This window comes from Mycobacterium szulgai (assembly GCF_002116635.1).
In the GTDB taxonomy this organism is placed as follows: Bacteria; Actinomycetota; Actinomycetes; order Mycobacteriales; family Mycobacteriaceae; genus Mycobacterium; species Mycobacterium szulgai.
The window spans coordinates 179,171-195,064 of sequence record NZ_LQPW01000120.1; the positions used below are offsets into that span (position 1 = coordinate 179,171).

14 protein-coding genes are annotated in these 15,894 nt (G+C 68.8%); 4 read left to right on the forward strand and 10 right to left on the reverse strand.

What is annotated here, in order from left to right; translation table 11 throughout:
* Positions 1 to 4 precede the first annotated feature (4 nt).
* Positions 5 to 1,051: a 3-methyl-2-oxobutanoate dehydrogenase subunit beta gene (gene bkdB, locus AWC27_RS17020; RefSeq protein WP_085671543.1), complete on the forward strand. Its 1,047-nt coding sequence runs from the start codon at positions 5 to 7 to the stop codon at positions 1,049 to 1,051.
* Positions 1,048 to 2,241 carry a dihydrolipoamide acetyltransferase family protein gene (locus AWC27_RS17025; RefSeq protein WP_085671544.1) on the forward strand — a complete coding sequence of 398 codons (1,194 nt, stop codon included), beginning with the start codon at positions 1,048 to 1,050 and terminating at the stop codon, positions 2,239 to 2,241. Before bkdB ends, AWC27_RS17025 begins: the two co-directional genes overlap by 4 nt.
* 4 nt (positions 2,242 to 2,245) lie before the next feature.
* Here AWC27_RS17025 and AWC27_RS17030 read toward each other — a convergent pair whose 3' ends face one another.
* Genes AWC27_RS17030 through AWC27_RS17040 form a run of 3 tightly spaced genes read right to left on the reverse strand, consistent with a single transcriptional unit; the run spans position 2,246 to position 3,936 of the window.
* A complete protein-coding gene (locus AWC27_RS17030; RefSeq protein ID WP_085671545.1) occupies positions 2,246 to 3,019 on the reverse strand; it encodes an enoyl-CoA hydratase in 774 nt (257 codons plus the stop codon).
* 31 nt (positions 3,020 to 3,050) lie between these two features.
* Positions 3,051 to 3,596 (reverse strand): hypothetical protein, encoded by a 546-nt coding sequence (locus tag AWC27_RS17035; protein ID WP_085671546.1) that lies wholly within the window; start codon positions 3,594 to 3,596, stop codon positions 3,051 to 3,053.
* Positions 3,597 to 3,651: 55 nt separating this feature from the next.
* Positions 3,652 to 3,936 (reverse strand): DUF3761 domain-containing protein, encoded by a 285-nt coding sequence (locus tag AWC27_RS17040; RefSeq protein WP_085671580.1) that lies wholly within the window; start codon positions 3,934 to 3,936, stop codon positions 3,652 to 3,654.
* Positions 3,937 to 4,195: 259 nt separating this feature from the next.
* On the opposite strand from AWC27_RS17040, the gene AWC27_RS32805 reads away from it, so the two are divergent.
* The gene (locus AWC27_RS32805) at positions 4,196 to 7,345 is read left to right on the forward strand and encodes a PE family protein (protein WP_169726809.1); all 3,150 of its coding nucleotides are present in this window, start codon (positions 4,196 to 4,198) and stop codon (positions 7,343 to 7,345) included.
* Positions 7,346 to 7,367: 22 nt separating this feature from the next.
* Here AWC27_RS32805 and AWC27_RS17060 read toward each other — a convergent pair whose 3' ends face one another.
* Genes AWC27_RS17060 through AWC27_RS17085 form a run of 6 tightly spaced genes read right to left on the reverse strand, consistent with a single transcriptional unit; the run spans position 7,368 to position 13,459 of the window.
* A complete protein-coding gene (locus tag AWC27_RS17060; protein WP_085671547.1) occupies positions 7,368 to 7,796 on the reverse strand; it encodes a prepilin peptidase in 429 nt (142 codons plus the stop codon).
* A 10-nt stretch (positions 7,797 to 7,806) separates the two neighbouring features.
* Positions 7,807 to 8,610, reverse strand: a complete 804-nt coding sequence (locus AWC27_RS17065) for a shikimate dehydrogenase (RefSeq protein ID WP_245847207.1) — start codon at positions 8,608 to 8,610, stop codon at positions 7,807 to 7,809.
* A complete protein-coding gene (locus AWC27_RS17070; RefSeq protein WP_085671549.1) occupies positions 8,600 to 9,862 on the reverse strand; it encodes an endolytic transglycosylase MltG in 1,263 nt (420 codons plus the stop codon). The genes AWC27_RS17065 and AWC27_RS17070 overlap by 11 nt, the downstream gene beginning before the upstream one ends.
* Complete coding sequence (gene ruvX, locus AWC27_RS17075) at positions 9,855 to 10,319, reverse strand: Holliday junction resolvase RuvX (protein WP_085671550.1); 465 nt, start codon at positions 10,317 to 10,319, stop codon at positions 9,855 to 9,857. The genes AWC27_RS17070 and ruvX overlap by 8 nt, the downstream gene beginning before the upstream one ends.
* Positions 10,320 to 13,034: an alanine--tRNA ligase gene (gene alaS / locus AWC27_RS17080; RefSeq protein WP_085671551.1), complete on the reverse strand. Its 2,715-nt coding sequence runs from the start codon at positions 13,032 to 13,034 to the stop codon at positions 10,320 to 10,322. It lies immediately after the preceding gene.
* A 35-nt stretch (positions 13,035 to 13,069) separates the two neighbouring features.
* Complete coding sequence (locus AWC27_RS17085) at positions 13,070 to 13,459, reverse strand: secondary thiamine-phosphate synthase enzyme YjbQ (protein WP_211281655.1); 390 nt, start codon at positions 13,457 to 13,459, stop codon at positions 13,070 to 13,072.
* 154 nt (positions 13,460 to 13,613) lie between these two features.
* On the opposite strand from AWC27_RS17085, the gene AWC27_RS17090 reads away from it, so the two are divergent.
* Positions 13,614 to 14,237 carry a hypothetical protein gene (locus AWC27_RS17090; protein ID WP_085671553.1) on the forward strand — a complete coding sequence of 208 codons (624 nt, stop codon included), beginning with the start codon at positions 13,614 to 13,616 and terminating at the stop codon, positions 14,235 to 14,237.
* Positions 14,238 to 14,301: 64 nt separating this feature from the next.
* Here AWC27_RS17090 and AWC27_RS17095 read toward each other — a convergent pair whose 3' ends face one another.
* Positions 14,302 to 15,651: a replication-associated recombination protein A gene (locus tag AWC27_RS17095; protein ID WP_085671554.1), complete on the reverse strand. Its 1,350-nt coding sequence runs from the start codon at positions 15,649 to 15,651 to the stop codon at positions 14,302 to 14,304.
* Positions 15,652 to 15,894: the final 243 nt, after the last annotated feature.

A 15,894-nucleotide genomic window follows, 5' to 3' on the forward strand; every position in this document is an offset into this window, starting at 1 on the left:
CGACATGACGCAGATCATCGATCCCCCCGCTCGTTCGGACGAAACGCTCACGCTGCCGGTGGCCAGTGCGGCGCAGCAGCTGACCATGGTCGCCGCGATCAACCGTGCGCTGCATGACGCGATGGCCGCTGACGACCGGGTTTTGGTGTTCGGTGAGGACGTCGGCGTCGAGGGCGGGGTGTTCCGGGTGACCGAGGGGCTTGCCGAAACCTTCGGCGCGCAGCGGTGCTTTGACACCCCGCTGGCCGAGTCCGCATTGATCGGTATCGCCGTCGGACTGGCGCTGCGTGGTTTTGTCCCGGTGCCCGAGATTCAGTTCGACGGCTTTTCATACCCCGCCTTCGATCAGGTGGTCAGCCATTTGGCCAAGTACCGCAGCCGCACCCGTGGTGAGGTGAATATGCCGGTGACGGTGCGGATCCCGTCATTCGGCGGAATCGGTGCGGCCGAACATCATTCGGAGTCCACCGAGGCCTATTGGGCGCACACCGCAGGCCTGAAAGTCGTGGTCCCGTCCAATCCCGGCGACGCGTATTGGTTGCTGCGAGACGCCATCGCCTGCCCGGACCCGGTGATCTATCTGGAGCCCAAACGGCGCTATCAGGGTCGTGGATTCGTCGATACCACTGCGCCCCAACCTCCGATCGGACAAGCGATGGTACGCAGGCCGGGTACCGACGTGACCGTCGTAACGTACGGCAGTCTGGTCGGCACCGCGGTGTCCACCGCGGAAGAGGCTCAGCGGCAACGTGGCTGGAGCATGGAGGTCATCGATCTGCGATCGCTTGTTCCGCTGGATTTCGACACGGTCGCCGCGTCGATCCGTCGAACCGGGCGTTGCGTCGTCATGCACGAGGGGCCGCGCAGCGTGGGCTATGGTGCTGGTCTGGTCGCGCGCATCCAGGAAGAGATGTTCTACGAGCTGGAAGCTCCGGTGTTGCGCGCCTGCGGCTTTGACACTCCCTACCCGCCAGCGCGGCTGGAGAAGCTGTGGCTACCCGGCCCCGACCGGTTGCTGGACTGCGTCGAGCGGGCACTGGCCCTGCCATGAGCGCCGACGACCGGGTCAAGTCATTCCGGGTTCCCGACCTCGGCGAGGGTCTGGAAGAGGTGACGCTGACCTATTGGGCGGTTGCCGTCGGCGACGAGGTGCAACTCAACCAGACGTTGTGTTCGGTGGAAACCGCCAAGGCCGAGGTCGAGATTCCAAGCCCCTATGCCGGCCGGATCGTCGAATTGGGCGGCGCGCCAGGCGATGTGATCAAAGTGGGGGCGGTATTGGTGCGCATCGATCCCGCTGCGTCTTCTGCGTCTTCTGCGCCTGCTGCGCGCGCTGCGTCCGCCGGGCCCAACGGGCAAGCCGCGGTGCCCACACTGGTCGGCTACGGCGCCGACTCCGACATAGATACGAGCCGGCGGGTAAGCCGGCCACGGGCGGCGCCGCCGGCTCGCAAGCTGGCCAAGGAGCTGCTGGTCGACTTGACCGCACTGCAGCGCGGCGACAAGGTCATTACCCGAGCCGACGTCCTGGCGGCCGCGCAGGATGGCGGCGTCGACGTGCGCTCGGTCCGCGGCGTGCAGGCCCGCATGGCCGAGAAAATGACCTTGTCACACAGGGAAATACCGGCAGCCAAGGTGAGCGTCGAAGTTGTGTGCACCGAACTGCTGCGGTTGCGTGACCGCCTTCGTCCTGCCCTGCCGGAGATCACGCCGTTCGTGTTGACGTTGCGTCTGTTGATTATTGCGCTGAAGCACAACGAGATTCTCAACTCGACGTGGGTCGACTCAGTCGACGGGCCACAGATACATGTGCATCGCGACGTCCGGCTGGGCTTCGCCGTGGCCACCGAACGCGGGCTGTTGGTTCCGGTGATCAACGACGCTCAGAACAAGACACTTCGCGAGTTGGCATGCCGGGCAACAGAATTGATCGACGGGGCGCGTGTGGGCAGTCTGATGCCAGGGGAGTTGCAAGGTTCGACGTTCACCGTGACGAACTTCGGAGCACTAGGTGCCGACGACGGTGTGCCGGTGATCAACCACCCCGAAGCGGCGATCCTGGGCATGGGGGCAATCAAGCCGCGCCCAGTCGCGATCGGTGATGAAGTGGTGGTGCGACCGACGATGACTCTGACGTGCGTGTTCGACCACCGCGTTGCCGACGGTGCCCAGGCGGCCAATTTCGTATGTGAGCTGCGCGATCTCGTCGAATCGCCCGAGACCGCGCTGTTGGACCTATAGTCGGCTACCGGCGTTGCGCGGCAGCCAATCGGGCCGCGAATTCGGGAGATTGCAGCGATTTGGCCTGCGGACCGATTTCGGTGCGCATGGCCAGCTCATGCTGTTCGTTGTCCAGCGAACCCGGGCTGGCGGTGGCGCGCATGGTGGCCTTGGTCGCCAACACGACCTCGCGCGGAGCCGCGGCGGGTCCGGCGGCCAGTTCCAGGGCAGCGGTGACGGGATCGTCGGCGACCGTGAGCGCTAGCCCGTGCCGCACCGCGGCTTCGGCATCAAAGCGCATTCCGAACAGCAACGCCGCGCGGGCCACCTGTGGCCCCACCGCTCGCTGCAGCATCCAGGTTGCACCCCCGCCGGGATGGATACCCAATTTCTGGAATCGAGGGTCGAAAAACGCCGCGGGCCCGGCGATGCGCAAGTCGGCGGCCAGGGCGAGGTTCAGACCGGCGCCGACGGCGGCGCCGTTGACCGCAGCGATAGTCGGCAGACTGCAATTGCCGACGGCCATGAATCCGTCGTAGATCCGCAGCAATCCCGGTTCGGTTTCGGTGCCGGCCCCGGCGCCGCCCAGGGCGCTCAAGTCTGCCCCGGCGCAGAAGGCTTTGCCCGCACCGGTTACCACCACCGCGTGGACGTCGGCGTCGGCCTCGGCACGTTCCACCGCGGCGCGCAGCAGGGCCGAGGACTTCTCGGTGATTGCGTTGCGGCGGTCCGGGTCGTTGACGGTGATCAGCGCGACGCGGTTGCTGACGCTGTACAACACGAGATCGGATTCGGCCATCGGGCAACCTTACTTGGTCGGCTGCGAGGGCTTACTTATCCGACTTGGTTTGTGGACTCGTCTTTGCCGCTTTGGCAATCTTTTTGGACTGGACAACCCGATGGTCGCCGCATTGCCAGCACTCATAACTCGAGTCGTTCTCCGGGACGTTCTGGGCCGCGCCGCAACGCGGGCAGATGAACTTGCGTCGGCCCTCTGGGATCTTCGTCTTGGCAGCGGCTTCCACGCGCGGACCGCCGAATCGGGGATATTCGATGTCCACACTCTGATCGCAGCGCCAGCAGTCGAAGCTTTGCGCTCCAGCCTTGATGTATTGGGTGGCCGCGCAACGAGGACAGACCAGACCCGCACGGCCAGGCATCGCGGTGTCGGGTTCGCGGGGTGCTGCGACGGCAGCGAATCCCACGCCTAGCGGACCAAGGAACACCAGGGTGAGAAAAAAGAACGTCGTTTCCCGTCCGCGCGGCGCAACCGCAGCCGCCACGATCGCGCTCAGCAGCCAAAAGAAGATGATCGCGCTGGCATACGGCGCAAGGCTGGTGCCGAGGTCGAACGTCGTCTGCTGGTTGGAGTTCATCTGGTAAGTGTCCGCCCTAAGGGGCAGGCGCGCTTACTTCGGCTTCGATGGGCGCTTAATTCGTAATCCACTGCTGCACGCCGCCGTGACCCGAGCAGGTGCCCGAGTGGTGCGTGCTGAACGAGTAATCGCCGTCGCGACAGATCGCTGTCGCTCCTGGTGGAGCGCCGCCGCCCGGCGAACCGGGTGTGGGGCGAGGTATGCATTTCCCGTCCGAGTTTTGGTAATAGCCGCTACCGCAGTTGGCCAGCGTCATCGACTCGTTGACGAAGAGTCCCGGCGCAACGCCCAACGCTGTTACCGAAGCTGCTGCTACGGCGATCAGAAGCCGAACGCGCATGGTACCCCACAAACGTGGCCGTAAAGATTGTGGGCCCCCCGACCCATAACGCACGTTATCGGATCGGTTGTCTTCGCGCAGGAAATTCGCGAAAGCCGTCAACAGCTCAGTTCCTTTGCAAACTGCGGGATTTGATGAGTCGCCCAGAGTTGCGATGGAAAACAACGTTTGGGCATACGCTGCTGCTTGTCGCTGTTCGTCCGAACCCGGCGGTTGGCGCTCATCGCTGGGAAGTCCTTCACTGGATGGGAGATTGGGCATGTCGTTTGTGGTCACGGTGCCGGAAACAGTGTCGGCGGTGGCAAACGAGCTGGCGGATATCGGCTCGGCGATCAGCTCGGCCAACGCGGCGGCGGCGCTGCCGACGACGGGGGTGGTGGCCGCGGCGGCCGACGAGATATCGGCGGCGATCGCGTCGATATTTGGTGTGCATGCGCAGGGCTACCAGGCTCTCAGCAGTCAGGCGGCGGCCTTTCACGAGCAGTTCGTGCGGGCGCTGGCCGCGGGCGCGACGTCATATGCCGCCGCCGAGGCTGCCAGCGCGTCACCCTTACAAGCGCTGGAGCAGGGTGTGCTGAGCGTGGTAAATGCGCCGACGCAGGCGCTGTTGGGACGTCCGATCATCGGCAACGGCGCCAACGGGACATCGCCGGGGCAGCCCGGCGGAGCGGGCGGGTTGTTGTTCGGTAACGGCGGTAACGGCGCGGCCGGCGCCGCTGGCCAGCCCGGGGGTGCCGGTGGCGCGGCCGGCCTCCTCGGCAACGGCGGAGCCGGAGGAACGGGCGGCGCTGGTGCCGCCGGCGGCGCGGGTGGCGCGGGTGGGTGGCTGTACGGCAACGGCGGTAGTGGCGGCACCGGTGGCGTCGGCGTGGCCGGCATCAACGGCGGCATTGGAGCTATGGGGGGCAACGGCGGCAACGCCGGTCTAATGGGCGCCGGTGGGGCCGGCGGCACCGGAGGCGCTGGACTAGCCGGGGCAACGGGCGTCAACCCCACCGCCGGGCCCGCTGCCAGCCCCGGCACCAGCCCCGCGGACGTCGTTGGGCCGGGCAGCCAGACGGGCGCGGCCGGCGGGACAGGCACGTCCGGCAGTGTCCTGACTCCCACGGGCGGAACCGGCGGCGAAGGTGCCAGCGCAACATCAAACAGCGGTACGAGTGTTGTCGCCACGGGCGGTGCCGGCGGCAACGGCGGCGCCTCGATCGCCGGTGGTGCTGGCGCTGCCGGCGGCGCCGGTGGTGCGGCGACGGTCGCCGACTTCAACGGCACCGCCCTCGGCGGCAATGGTGGCGACGGGACCGCGGCGGTGGCCGCCGGCAGCACGGGTGGCGCCGGCGGCGCCGGCGGCAATGCAACCACAGCGCGCGGCGTCGGTGTTACCACGGGCGGCAGTGGCGGTTCTGGCAATGCGGGTGCCGCAGGCACCTCCGGCGGCAACGGCAGCGCCGGCGGGGCGGGTGGCGCGGGCGGTACCGGCGGGCAAGGCGGCAGTGCCCTGGGTGCGGGCGGCGGCGGCGCCGGCGGCAAGGGTGGAAGCGGCGGAACCGGCGGTGCCGGCGGCAACGGCGGCAACGGCATCGGGACAGGAAACGGCGGCAACGGGGGAGCCGGCGGGGACGTCGGCGCCGGCGGCGACGGCGGCAACGGCGGGGCCGGGGCCGGCGGTGGCACCGGCGGGGCCGGCGGCGATGGCGGGATCGGCGCCCACGGTCAGACCCGCACCGCGACGCTGGGCAGCGGTTCCAGCGGCAACGGCGGCAACGGCGGCAACGGCGGGGCGAGCGGCCACGGCGGTGACGGCGGAGCCGGCGGCAACGTTGGCGCCGGCGGCGACGGCGGCGACGGCGGGGCCGGCGGCGCCGCCACCACTCTTAACGGAACCGGTGGCAACGGTGGCATCGGCGGCACCGGGGGCGCACCCGGGGTGGGCGGCAACGGTGGCAACGGCGGAGCCGGCGGGTCTGTCTCCGGCGACGGCGGCAACGGCGGCGCCAGCGGAAGCATTGGCGCCGGCGGCAACGGCGGAGCCGGCGGCAATGGCGGAGCCGGAAATGGCAGCGGCAACGGCGGAAACGGCGGCACCGGCGGCAACGGCTGGGGCGGCGGCCTTGGCAATAGGGCTGGCGACGGAGGTATCGCCGGCCAGAACGGCAACGGCGGCAATGGCGGAAACGCGGGCGCCTCCGCAGCGGCCGGCAATGGCGGGGCTGGCGGCAACGGCGGCGCTGGTGGCGCCACCGGCAACGGCGGAACCGGCGGCAATGGCGGCTACGGCGGCTGGGCCGGCAATGCGAACAGCGGCGGCTACGGCGGCTCGGGCGGCTCGGTTTCCGGCAATGGCGGCAACGGCGGGAACGCCGGTGCCGTCGGGCAGTGGGGCAACGGCGGGGCCGGCGGCAACGGCGGAGCCGGCGGCTCCGTCTTCGGCAACGGCGGCAACGGCGGCAACGGCGGCCAGGCCGGCGCCCCAGGGTTCAGGGCTGGAGCGGGTTCCGGCGGCCTCGGCGGCGGCGGCGGCATCGCATACGGAGTCGGCAACGGCGGCAACGGCGGCAACGCCTCGGATGGGGCCTATTACGGCACGGGCGGCGCCGGCGGTGCCGGCGGCGAAGGCGGCTCGACCGGCGGGAACGGCGGCAACGGCGGCAATGGCGGCCGGGGCGGAACCGCAACAATCGCACACAGCTCCCTCGGCGACTACCAATACAACGGGTGGGGCGGCGTCGGCGGGCAAGGCGGCTGGGTCAGCGCCCAGGGCGACGGCTCAGGCGGTAACGGAGGCAACGGCGGCGCCGCGAGCACCGGCGGCAACGGCGGTGCGGGCGGCAATGGTGGCGTTGCCCACGGGACGGGCAACGGCGGGGCAGGTGGCAACGGCGGCGCTGGTGGCACCGGCGGCAACCCCGGCAGTAACGTCACCTACCACCGCAACGCGGGCGACAGCCAGTCGGGCAGCGGCAACCATCTCGGTGGCAACGGCGGCGACGCCGGCGACGCCGGCGACGGCGGCCAAGGCGGCGCCGGTGGTGCCGGCGGTAACGCCCTGGGCTCGGGCACCGGCGGCGCCGGCGGCAACGGCGGCAGCGGCGGCAACGGCGGCAACGCGACCAACACAGCGACGTCGGATGGCCAGGGCGGCGATGGCGGTTACGGCCGCCCAGGCGGTAACGGCGGCGCCGGCGCGGACGGCGGTGACGGCGGCAACGGCGGTGTCGGCGGTGACGGCGGCACGTCGGCGACCGGCACCGGCGGAGCCGGCGGCGGCGGAGGCGCTGCGGGACAAATCCAGGGAGCTACCGGTGGCGCGGGCGGCAAGGCCGGCGGTGGCGGAATATTCGTCGGCCAGCCCGGCCCCAACGGCATCGCCGGCACCCCTGGCACTGCGGGAGCGGCCGGCCAGTCCGGTTAGAACCCCGGTCAGGACGAATCCCTCATGTCAGCAAAATCAGCGCCGCCGCTCCCGCGGTGGCCAGGCACATCGACGGGCCGTGCGGCACGGTTCGCATGCCGCGCCATCGCATCCCCACGCCCACCAGCACGGTCAGCAGCGGCGCGGCCAGCGCCGCCAGAAACCACACCTGGATACCGAAGCAACCGGCGAGCCCGCCCACCCCGATCGCCAGCTTGACGTCGCCGGCGCCCATGGCCGCCGGCGCCAGCAAGTACACCAGCAGATAGACCCCGCCCAGTACGGCCGCACCCGCCATCGCCGCTAAGCCGCGGCCGGCGGCGGCGGCACCGAGCAGCACCAGCACCGCGCCCGGCAGCGTCAGCGCATTGGGCAGCCGGCGTTGCCGGATGTCGTAGCCACTCAAGAGCGCGAACCACGCCAAGATCAGCCCAGCCGTCCCAATCCGCATGCGCGGCAGGCTAATCCAGTTCCGCCAATGCGCAAGTCATGGCCTCTCGCGGCGCGGGCAGCCCGGTGAATTGCTCGACCTGCGCGAAGGCCTGATGCAACAGCATCTGCAGGCCGCTGATCACCCGGCCACCCGAAGCCGCCACGGCCTCGGCCAGCGGGGTGGGCCAGGGGTTGTAGATGGCGTCCAACAGCACCGGAACCGCCGCAAAGGTATCGGCGTAGCGCGTTGCCACGTCGGCCGGAATGGTGCTGATCAACACTTCTGCGGCCGCCACCTCGTCGGCCAGGCCGGGGTCATCCAGGCCGCAGAACCGGGTCGCCACCCCGACCTGCGCACCCAACTCGACCAATCGGTCCGCCTTATCCGGATTGCGCGCCACCACGGTGATACCGGTGGCACCGAGTTCGGCCAACCCGACCACTGCCGCCGGCGCGGTGCCGCCCGACCCGCACACCAGGGCATGCCCCGACGCCGCACCCAGCGCGCCAGTGACGCCGTCGATGTCAGTATTGTCGGCCCGCCAGCCGCGCGGCGTACGTACCAGGGTGTTTGCCGAACCCACCTGCTCGGCACGGGCGGTGCGTTCGTCGGCGAAGCGCAAGGCCGCGAACTTGCCCGGCATAGTGACCGAAACGCCCACCCATTCCGGTCCGAACCCGCCGACGACGCCGGGCAGTTGCTCGGCGCTGCACTCGATGCGGTCGTAGGTCCAGTCGTTAAGACCCAGTGCGCGGTAGGCGGCCAGGTGCAATTGCGGGGAGCGGGAGTGTGCGATCGGCGAGCCTAGAACGGCTGCCCGTCTAGCGTGCACTATCTAATACACCGTTGCGCTTGGCCAGTTCGATGTTGGCCAGATGCTGCTGATAATCGCGGGTGAACAACGTGGTCCCCTGGGCATCGATGGTGACGAAGTACAGCCAGTCCCCCGGCTCGGGGTGCTCAGCGGCCCGTAGCGCGTCCACCCCCGGCGAACAGATCGCAGTGGCCGGCAATCCCTCGGACACGTAGGTGTTCCACGGGGTGCGCAGCGCCCGGTCGGCGTCACTGGTCGCCACTTCACGGCGATCCAGCGGGTAGTTCACCGTCGAATCGAATTCCAGGGTGCGGTGCTCGTGCAGCCGGTTGTAGATGACCTGGGCGACCTTCGAGAAATCCTGCACGTTGGATTCCTGCTGCACCAGCGACGCCACCACCAGGATGTCGTAGGGCGACAGGCTCAGCGCCTTGGCGGTGTCCACCAGCCCCGACTTGGTGTACTCCACGGCTCCCGCGCTGATCAGGGCCGCCAGGATGCTGTCGGCCGAGGCAGCGGGGTCGATGTTGAACGTCCCCGGCGCGATCAGTCCCTCGATCCGGCGATGGTCATCGCCCAGCTCGATCACCGGCTGCACCGCCCACGGCGGCACCTGCAACATCGCCGGGGTGGCCTTGCCTGCCGCGGTGCGCAGGTCGGCCACCGACACACAGCGATGGTTGCCGTCGAGATCCACGCAGGTGGCCTTGGAGATAAGAGTAAGGATCCCGGGGTTGAGCTTGTTGGTCTTCATGTCGGTGGTGTCGTCGAGCTGGCGTCCCTCCGGGATCACCAGCTTGCCCACCCTGCTCTTGGGGTCCGCGAGCCGCGTGACCGCGTCGGCCGCCGGGATTTCGGTGCGCATCCGGTAGAAGCCAGGCTGAATCGACGAGATCGCCGCGTTGCCGTGCGCGGCGTCGACGAAGGCCCGGACGGTGCGCACCACTCCCTTGTTGTGCAGCGTCTCCCCCACCGCGGTGGTCGAGTCGCCCGCCTGTATCTGAATCACGATGTCTTGCTTGCCGTTTCCGGCGTAGTCGTCATCGGAACCGGAAATCAAGTGCCATACTTTCGCGCCCAGGAAGACGGCCGCCACCACGATCACGACGAGCAACCCCACCGCGAATCCGCCGGCGACTCGCCGGCGCCGGCGGATTCGCTGGGCGCGCTTACGGTCGGCGCGGGTCTTGCGGTGCCGGGCCGGTGCAACCGCTACCGGCTCGGCACGGCGGTGCCCCGCATCGTCGGACGTTCGTGCGTCGTCAGACATCGGAGCCCGCCCCGGCGCGGTGTTGATCCAGCCAGCCTTGCAGTATCGCCACCGCCGCCGCCTGGTCGATCACCGCACGCTGGTCGCGGGCGCGGATGCCGGCCTCCCGCAGCGACCGCTGTGCGCTCACCGTCGTCAGACGCTCGTCGGAGAGCTGTACCGGTACCGGAGCGATCCGCTGCGCAAGCTCCCCGGCCAGGTCCATCGCATCTTGCGCCGACGGGCCGATCCGGTCGGCCAGCGTACGCGGCAGCCCGACGATCACCTCGACGGCCTCAAGCTCCGCGGCCAGCGTGGCCAACCGGCGCAGGTGTTTGCCGGTGCGGTCGCGGCGCACGGTTTCCACCGGGGTTGCCAGGACGCCATCGGGGTCGCTGCACGCCACGCCGATGCGCACCTTGCCGACGTCGATGCCCAGGATTCTCCCCCGTCCGGGTCCCCGCTGCGGTTCAACCACTCAGCTGACCCGCGCTATCTCTGCGATCTGGGAACGCACCGCATCGAGCGCGGCGTCGATACCGGTCGGATCCTTGCCCGAGCCCTGCGCCAGGTCCGGCTTGCCGCCCCCGCGCCCCTCGACCGCCACGGCCAGTTGTTTGACCAGGTCGTTGGCGCGTAGCCCCAGGTCCTGGGCCGCGGGATTGGCTGCGACCGCGTAGGGGACGGTTGCACTTTCGCCTTCTGAGCTTGTCGAGATGAGCGCCACCACCGCCGGATCACTGCCCAGCTTGCCGCGGATATCGCCGACCAGCGAACGCAGATCGGCCGCGTTCATCCCGCCGGACATGCGCTGGGCCACCAGCCGGACGTTACCGATGCGCTCGGCTCCCGCGGCGGCATTGGTCGCAGCGGCCCGGGCGCTGGCCAGGCGTGCGCGTTCGAGTTCCTTTTCGGCGGCCCTGAGCCGCTCCACCAGGTTCGCCACCCGGCCGGGCACCTCCTCGGACGGCACCTTCAGCGACGACGCCAGTCCGGCCATCAGCGCCCGCTCCTTGGCCAGGTGCCGGAACGACTCCAGCCCGACGTAGGCCTCTACCCGGCGCACCCCAGAACCGATCGACGACTCACCCAGGATGGTCACCGGACCGATCTGCGCGGAGTTGTGCACGTGGGTCCCGCCGCACAGCTCCAGCGAGAACGGACCGCCGATCTCCACCACCCGCACCTGGTCGGGATAGGCCTCGCCGAACAGCGCCATCGCGCCCATCGCCTTGGCCCGGTCCAGCCGCTCGAGGAAGGTGTGCACCTCGAAATCGGCCTGCACCGCCTCGTTGGTCACTTCTTCGATCTGGGTGCGCTGGTCTTCGGTGAGCGGCCCCTGCCAGTTGAAGTCGAAGCGTAGATACCCGGGCCGGTTCAGCGAGCCGGCCTGAACGGCGTTGGGCCCCAACACTTGCCGCAAGGCGGCGTGCACCATGTGGGTGCCGGAATGTCCCTGTGTGGCGCCCTTGCGCCAGCCCGGGTCCACCGCTGCGACCACGGTGTCGCCCTCGACGAATTCCCCGGATTCGACGTTGATCCGGTGTACATGAAGCGTTTTGGCGACCTTTTGCACATCGGTGACGGCGGCCTTCGCGCTGCCGCCGGAACCCGTTCCGCTGATGGTTCCCGCGTCGGCGATCTGGCCGCCCGACTCCGCATACAGCGGCGTGCGATCGAGCACCAGCTCTACCCGGTCAGCCTCGGCGCTATCGGAATGCGAGACCACCGGAACCCGCTTGCCATCCACGAAAATGCCGAGAATCTTTGCCTCGGAACTCAATTCCTCGAATCCGGTGAACTCGGTTGGGCCGGCATCGACCAGTTCGCGGTAGGCGGTCAGGTCGGCGTGCGCGTGTTTGCGTGCGGCCGCATCGGCTTTGGCGCGGCGGCGCTGTTCGGCCATCAACTCCCGGAAGCCCGCCTCGTCGACCGTAAGGCCGGCTTCGGCGGCCATCTCCAATGTCAGGTCGATCGGGAACCCGTAGGTATCGTGCAAGGTGAACGCGTCCGAACCCGAAACCACGGTGGCGCCTGTGGTTTTGGTGGCACCGGCCACCTCGTCGAACAACTTGGAACCCGAGGCCAGTGTGCGGTTGAACGCGGTTTCCTCGGCGACGGCTATGCGATTGATCCGCTCGAAGTCGTTGACCAACTCCGGATAGGAGGGGCCCATCGCGTCGCGCACCTTGGCCATCAGGTCGCCGACTATCGGGCTGTCGATACCCAGCAGTTTGGCCGAGCGGATCACCCGGCGCAGCAACCGGCGCAACACGTACCCGCGGCCGTCGTTGCCGGGGCTGACGCCGTCGCCGATCAGGATCGCGGCGGTGCGGCTGTGGTCGGCGATGATCCGGTAGCGCACGTCGTCGGCGTGATTGCCGACGTCGTATCCGCGGGGCGCTTGTGCGGCCACCAGATCGATGACGGGACGCAGCAAGTCGGTCTCGTAAACGTTGTGCACGTTCTGCAGGACCAGGGCGATCCGCTCGACGCCCATCCCGGTGTCGATGTTCTTGCGCGGCAGCGGCCCGAGGATCTCGTAGTCCTCCTTGGTGGTACCCTCGCCGCGCTCGTTCTGCATGAACACGAGATTCCACACCTCGAGATAGCGGTCCTCGTTGACGACGGGACCGCCCTCAGGGCCGAATTCGGGCCCGCGGTCGTAGTAGATCTCCGACGACGGGCCGCACGGCCCGGGGATGCCCATCGACCAGTAGTTGTCGGCCATGCCGCGGCGCTGGATCCGCTCGGCCGGCAGGCCCGCGACCTCCTGCCACAGGCCCGCCGCCTCGTCGTCGTCGAGATAGACTGTGGCCCATAGTTTTTCGGGGTCCATGCCGTAGCCGCCCGCGGCGACCGGGTTGGTCAGCAAGGCCCAGGCCAACTCGATGGCGCCGCGCTTGAAGTAGTCGCCGAAGGAGAAGTTGCCGGCCATCTGAAAGAAGGTGTTGTGCCGGGTGGTGATGCCCACCTCGTCGATGTCCGGGGTACGGATGCACTTCTGGATGCTGGTGGCCGTCGGGTAGGGCGGCGTGCGCTGGCCCAGGAAGAACGGCACGAACTGGACCATCCCGGCGTTGACGAACAACAGGTTGGGGTCGTCGAGGATCACCGAAGCACTGGGCACCTCGGTGTGGCCCGCCTTCACGAAGTGATCAAGGAACCGCTTCCTGATCTCGTGTGTTTGCACTCTCGTCGCTTCCTTAGTCCGTGGGTTCGGTAAACCTATCCGTCTACGAAACTCAACCGCACCGACCGCCGCGGATTGTCCCGGTTCAAGTCGACCAGGACGACGCTTTGCCAGGTGCCCAGCAACGGCTCCCCACCCGAGACCGGCACCGTCACCGACGGCGCCACCAATGCCGGCAACACGTGGTCGGCGCCGTGGCCGGGTGAACCATGCGCGTGCCGGTAGCGGTCGTCGCGCGGCAACAGCCGTTCCAACGTCTCCACCAGGTCGTCATCGGAACCGGCGCCGGTTTCGATGATCGCCACCCCGGCCGTCGCGTGTGGGACGAATACGTTGCACAGCCCGTCGCTGTGCCGGGCACAAAAACCACGCACCGCGTCCGTCAGATCGACGATTCGGCGACGCGAGGTGTCCACGTCCAGCACATCGGTTTCCATCCGGTCCAGCCTACGGTGGGCGCTTATCGCGCGGCCAATCCGTCGCAACAGAAGCATTGCCAGGGCCAATCGGCAGGAGGAAGGTATTCGGTGAGACCGGTGGCGCCACCGGGGCGCTGCCCCGACAGAGGAGGGGCCGATCGTGTACGCACGCTCTACCACCATCCAGGCGCAACCCTTGTCGGTGGACATCGGAATTGCGCATGTTCGCGATGTCGTAATGCCCGCCCTGCTGGAAATCGACGGGTGCGTCGGGTTGTCGTTGTTGGTCGACCGACAGTCCGGCAAATGCATCGCCACCAGCGCGTGGGAGTCGCTGGCCGCCATGCGCGCCAGCGCGCAGCGGGTGGCCCCCATGCGCGACCACGCGGGCCTGATGTTCGACGGCAGCGCCAAGGTCGAAGAGTGGGACATCGCGCTGATGCACCGCGATCACCACTCGCATCAGGGGGCCTGCGTGCGGGCTACCTGGCTAAAGGTGGTACCCGACCAGCTCAGCCGCTCCCTCGACTTCTACCGGACCTGCGTTCTTCCCGAGCTCGAGCAGCTCGACGGGTTCTGCAGCGCCAGCATGATGGTCGACCACCCGTCCTGCCGGCGTGCGGTGTCGTGCTCGACGTTCGACAGCATGGACGCGATGGCCCGCAACCGCGACGAGGCCACCGAGCTGCGCAGCCGGCGGGTGCGGGATCTGGGTGCCGAGATGGTCGATGTGGCCGAGTTCGAGCTGGCGATCGCTCACCTGCGGGTGCCCGAGCTGGTCTGAGGCTCAAAGCGCTATGCCGAGCGTGAAGCTAGCTTCACGCTCGGCACCCAACGTGAGGCTAGCTTCACCCTCGGCGGCTTCCGCGAATGATCGCCCGCAGCCGCTCCAGGCGCCCGCCGATCTCGCGTTCGCCGCCGCGGCCGGTGGGCCGATAGTAATCCACACCAACCAGCTCATCTGGCGGATACTGTTGGGCCACAACGCCATCGGGGTCATCGTGGGAATACTTGTAGCCCTGGGCATTGCCCAGGGCCGCCGCACCCGAATAGTGCCCGTCGCGCAGGTGCGCCGGCACCAAACCGGCCTTGCCCGCCTTGATGTCGCCCATCGCCGCACCCAGCGCCGTCGTCACCGCGTTCGACTTCGGTGCGGTCGCCAGATGCACGGTGGCGTGCGCCAACGTCAGCTGAGCCTCGGGCATGCCGATCAATTGCACGGTCTGCGCGGCGGCGACGGCCAGCGGCAGCGCCGTCGGATCGGCCATGCCGATGTCCTCACTGGCCAGGATCATCAGCCGGCGCGCGATGAACCGCGGGTCTTCCCCGGCGACCAGCATGCGGGCCAGATAGTGCAGCGCGGCGTCGACGTCGGAGCCGCGCACCGACTTGATGAACGCGCTCACCACGTCGTAGTGCTGGTCACCGTCGCGGTCGTAACGCACGGCGGCCCGGTCCAGGGACTGCTCGATCGTCTCGACCGTCACCGCCTCGGTCGATTCGGCCGCCACTTCCAGCGCCGTCAGCGCCCGACGGGCGTCGCCGGCGGCCAGTTGCACCAGCAGCTCCACCGCATCAGGTGCCACCGAGACCCGTCCGCCCAATCCGCGTGGGTCGTCGATGGCGCGTTGCACCACGGTGCGAATATCGTCGGCGGTCAGCGGCCGCAGCTGCAGGATCAGCGATCGCGACAGCAACGGGGCCACCACCGAAAACGACGGGTTCTCCGTGGTCGCGGCCACCAATAGCACCACCCGGTTCTCCACCGCCGACAGCAGCGCATCCTGCTGGGTCTTGGAGAAGCGGTGCACCTCGTCGATGAACAGCACCGTCTGCTCGCCGTGCAGGAGCCCGCGCCGAGCCACATCGATGACCGCCCGGACTTCCTTGACGCCGGCCGATAACGCCGACAGCGCCTCGAACCGCCGGCCCGTTGCCTGGGAGACCAGGGCGGCCAGGGTGGTCTTGCCGCTTCCCGGCGGCCCGTAGAGGATCGCCGACGCCACGCCCGACCCCTCGACCAGACGGCGCAGCGGCGACCCGGCCGCCAGCAAGTGGTCCTGGCCCACCACCTCGTCCAGGGACACCGGCCGCATTCGCACCGCCAGGGGCGCACCGGCCGGCGGGGTCAGGTCATCGCCGCTCGTCGCCGATGCGCCGGGGACCTCGAATAGACCATCGGACACGATTTCAGGCATACCACTCGATCGCGTCCAACACGCTTCGGCCCGTGCGCCTTCGACTCTTCTTTGTTAGGTTCCGGTTTGCTAAGTTCAGCGCGCGTACCGACCAAGCGCGAACCCGAGACCACTAGGACGGCTATGAGCCAGCCCCCAGAATATCCAGGCAACCCGGCCGACGCCCAGGGCGGAAATCACGGCTCGGGCTATCCGCCCCCGCCCGGTTATGGCACGCCTCCCGGTTACGGGGCTCCCCCGCCA

Bases quoted from the DNA above. Each gene is read 5' to 3' on its own strand.
- bkdB (WP_085671543.1), top strand. From the start codon at position 5: ATGACGCAGATCATCGATCCCCCCGCTCGTTCGGACGAAACGCTCACG.
- AWC27_RS17025 (WP_085671544.1), top strand. From the start codon at position 1,048: ATGAGCGCCGACGACCGGGTCAAGTCATTCCGGGTTCCCGACCTCGGC.
- AWC27_RS17030 (WP_085671545.1), bottom strand. From the start codon at position 3,019: ATGGCCGAATCCGATCTCGTGTTGTACAGCGTCAGCAACCGCGTCGCG.
- AWC27_RS17035 (WP_085671546.1), bottom strand. From the start codon at position 3,596: ATGAACTCCAACCAGCAGACGACGTTCGACCTCGGCACCAGCCTTGCG.
- AWC27_RS17040 (WP_085671580.1), bottom strand. From the start codon at position 3,936: ATGCGCGTTCGGCTTCTGATCGCCGTAGCAGCAGCTTCGGTAACAGCG.
- AWC27_RS32805 (WP_169726809.1), top strand. From the start codon at position 4,196: ATGTCGTTTGTGGTCACGGTGCCGGAAACAGTGTCGGCGGTGGCAAAC.
- AWC27_RS17060 (WP_085671547.1), bottom strand. From the start codon at position 7,796: ATGCGGATTGGGACGGCTGGGCTGATCTTGGCGTGGTTCGCGCTCTTG.
- AWC27_RS17070 (WP_085671549.1), bottom strand. From the start codon at position 9,862: ATGTCTGACGACGCACGAACGTCCGACGATGCGGGGCACCGCCGTGCC.
- AWC27_RS17095 (WP_085671554.1), bottom strand. From the start codon at position 15,651: ATGCCTGAAATCGTGTCCGATGGTCTATTCGAGGTCCCCGGCGCATCG.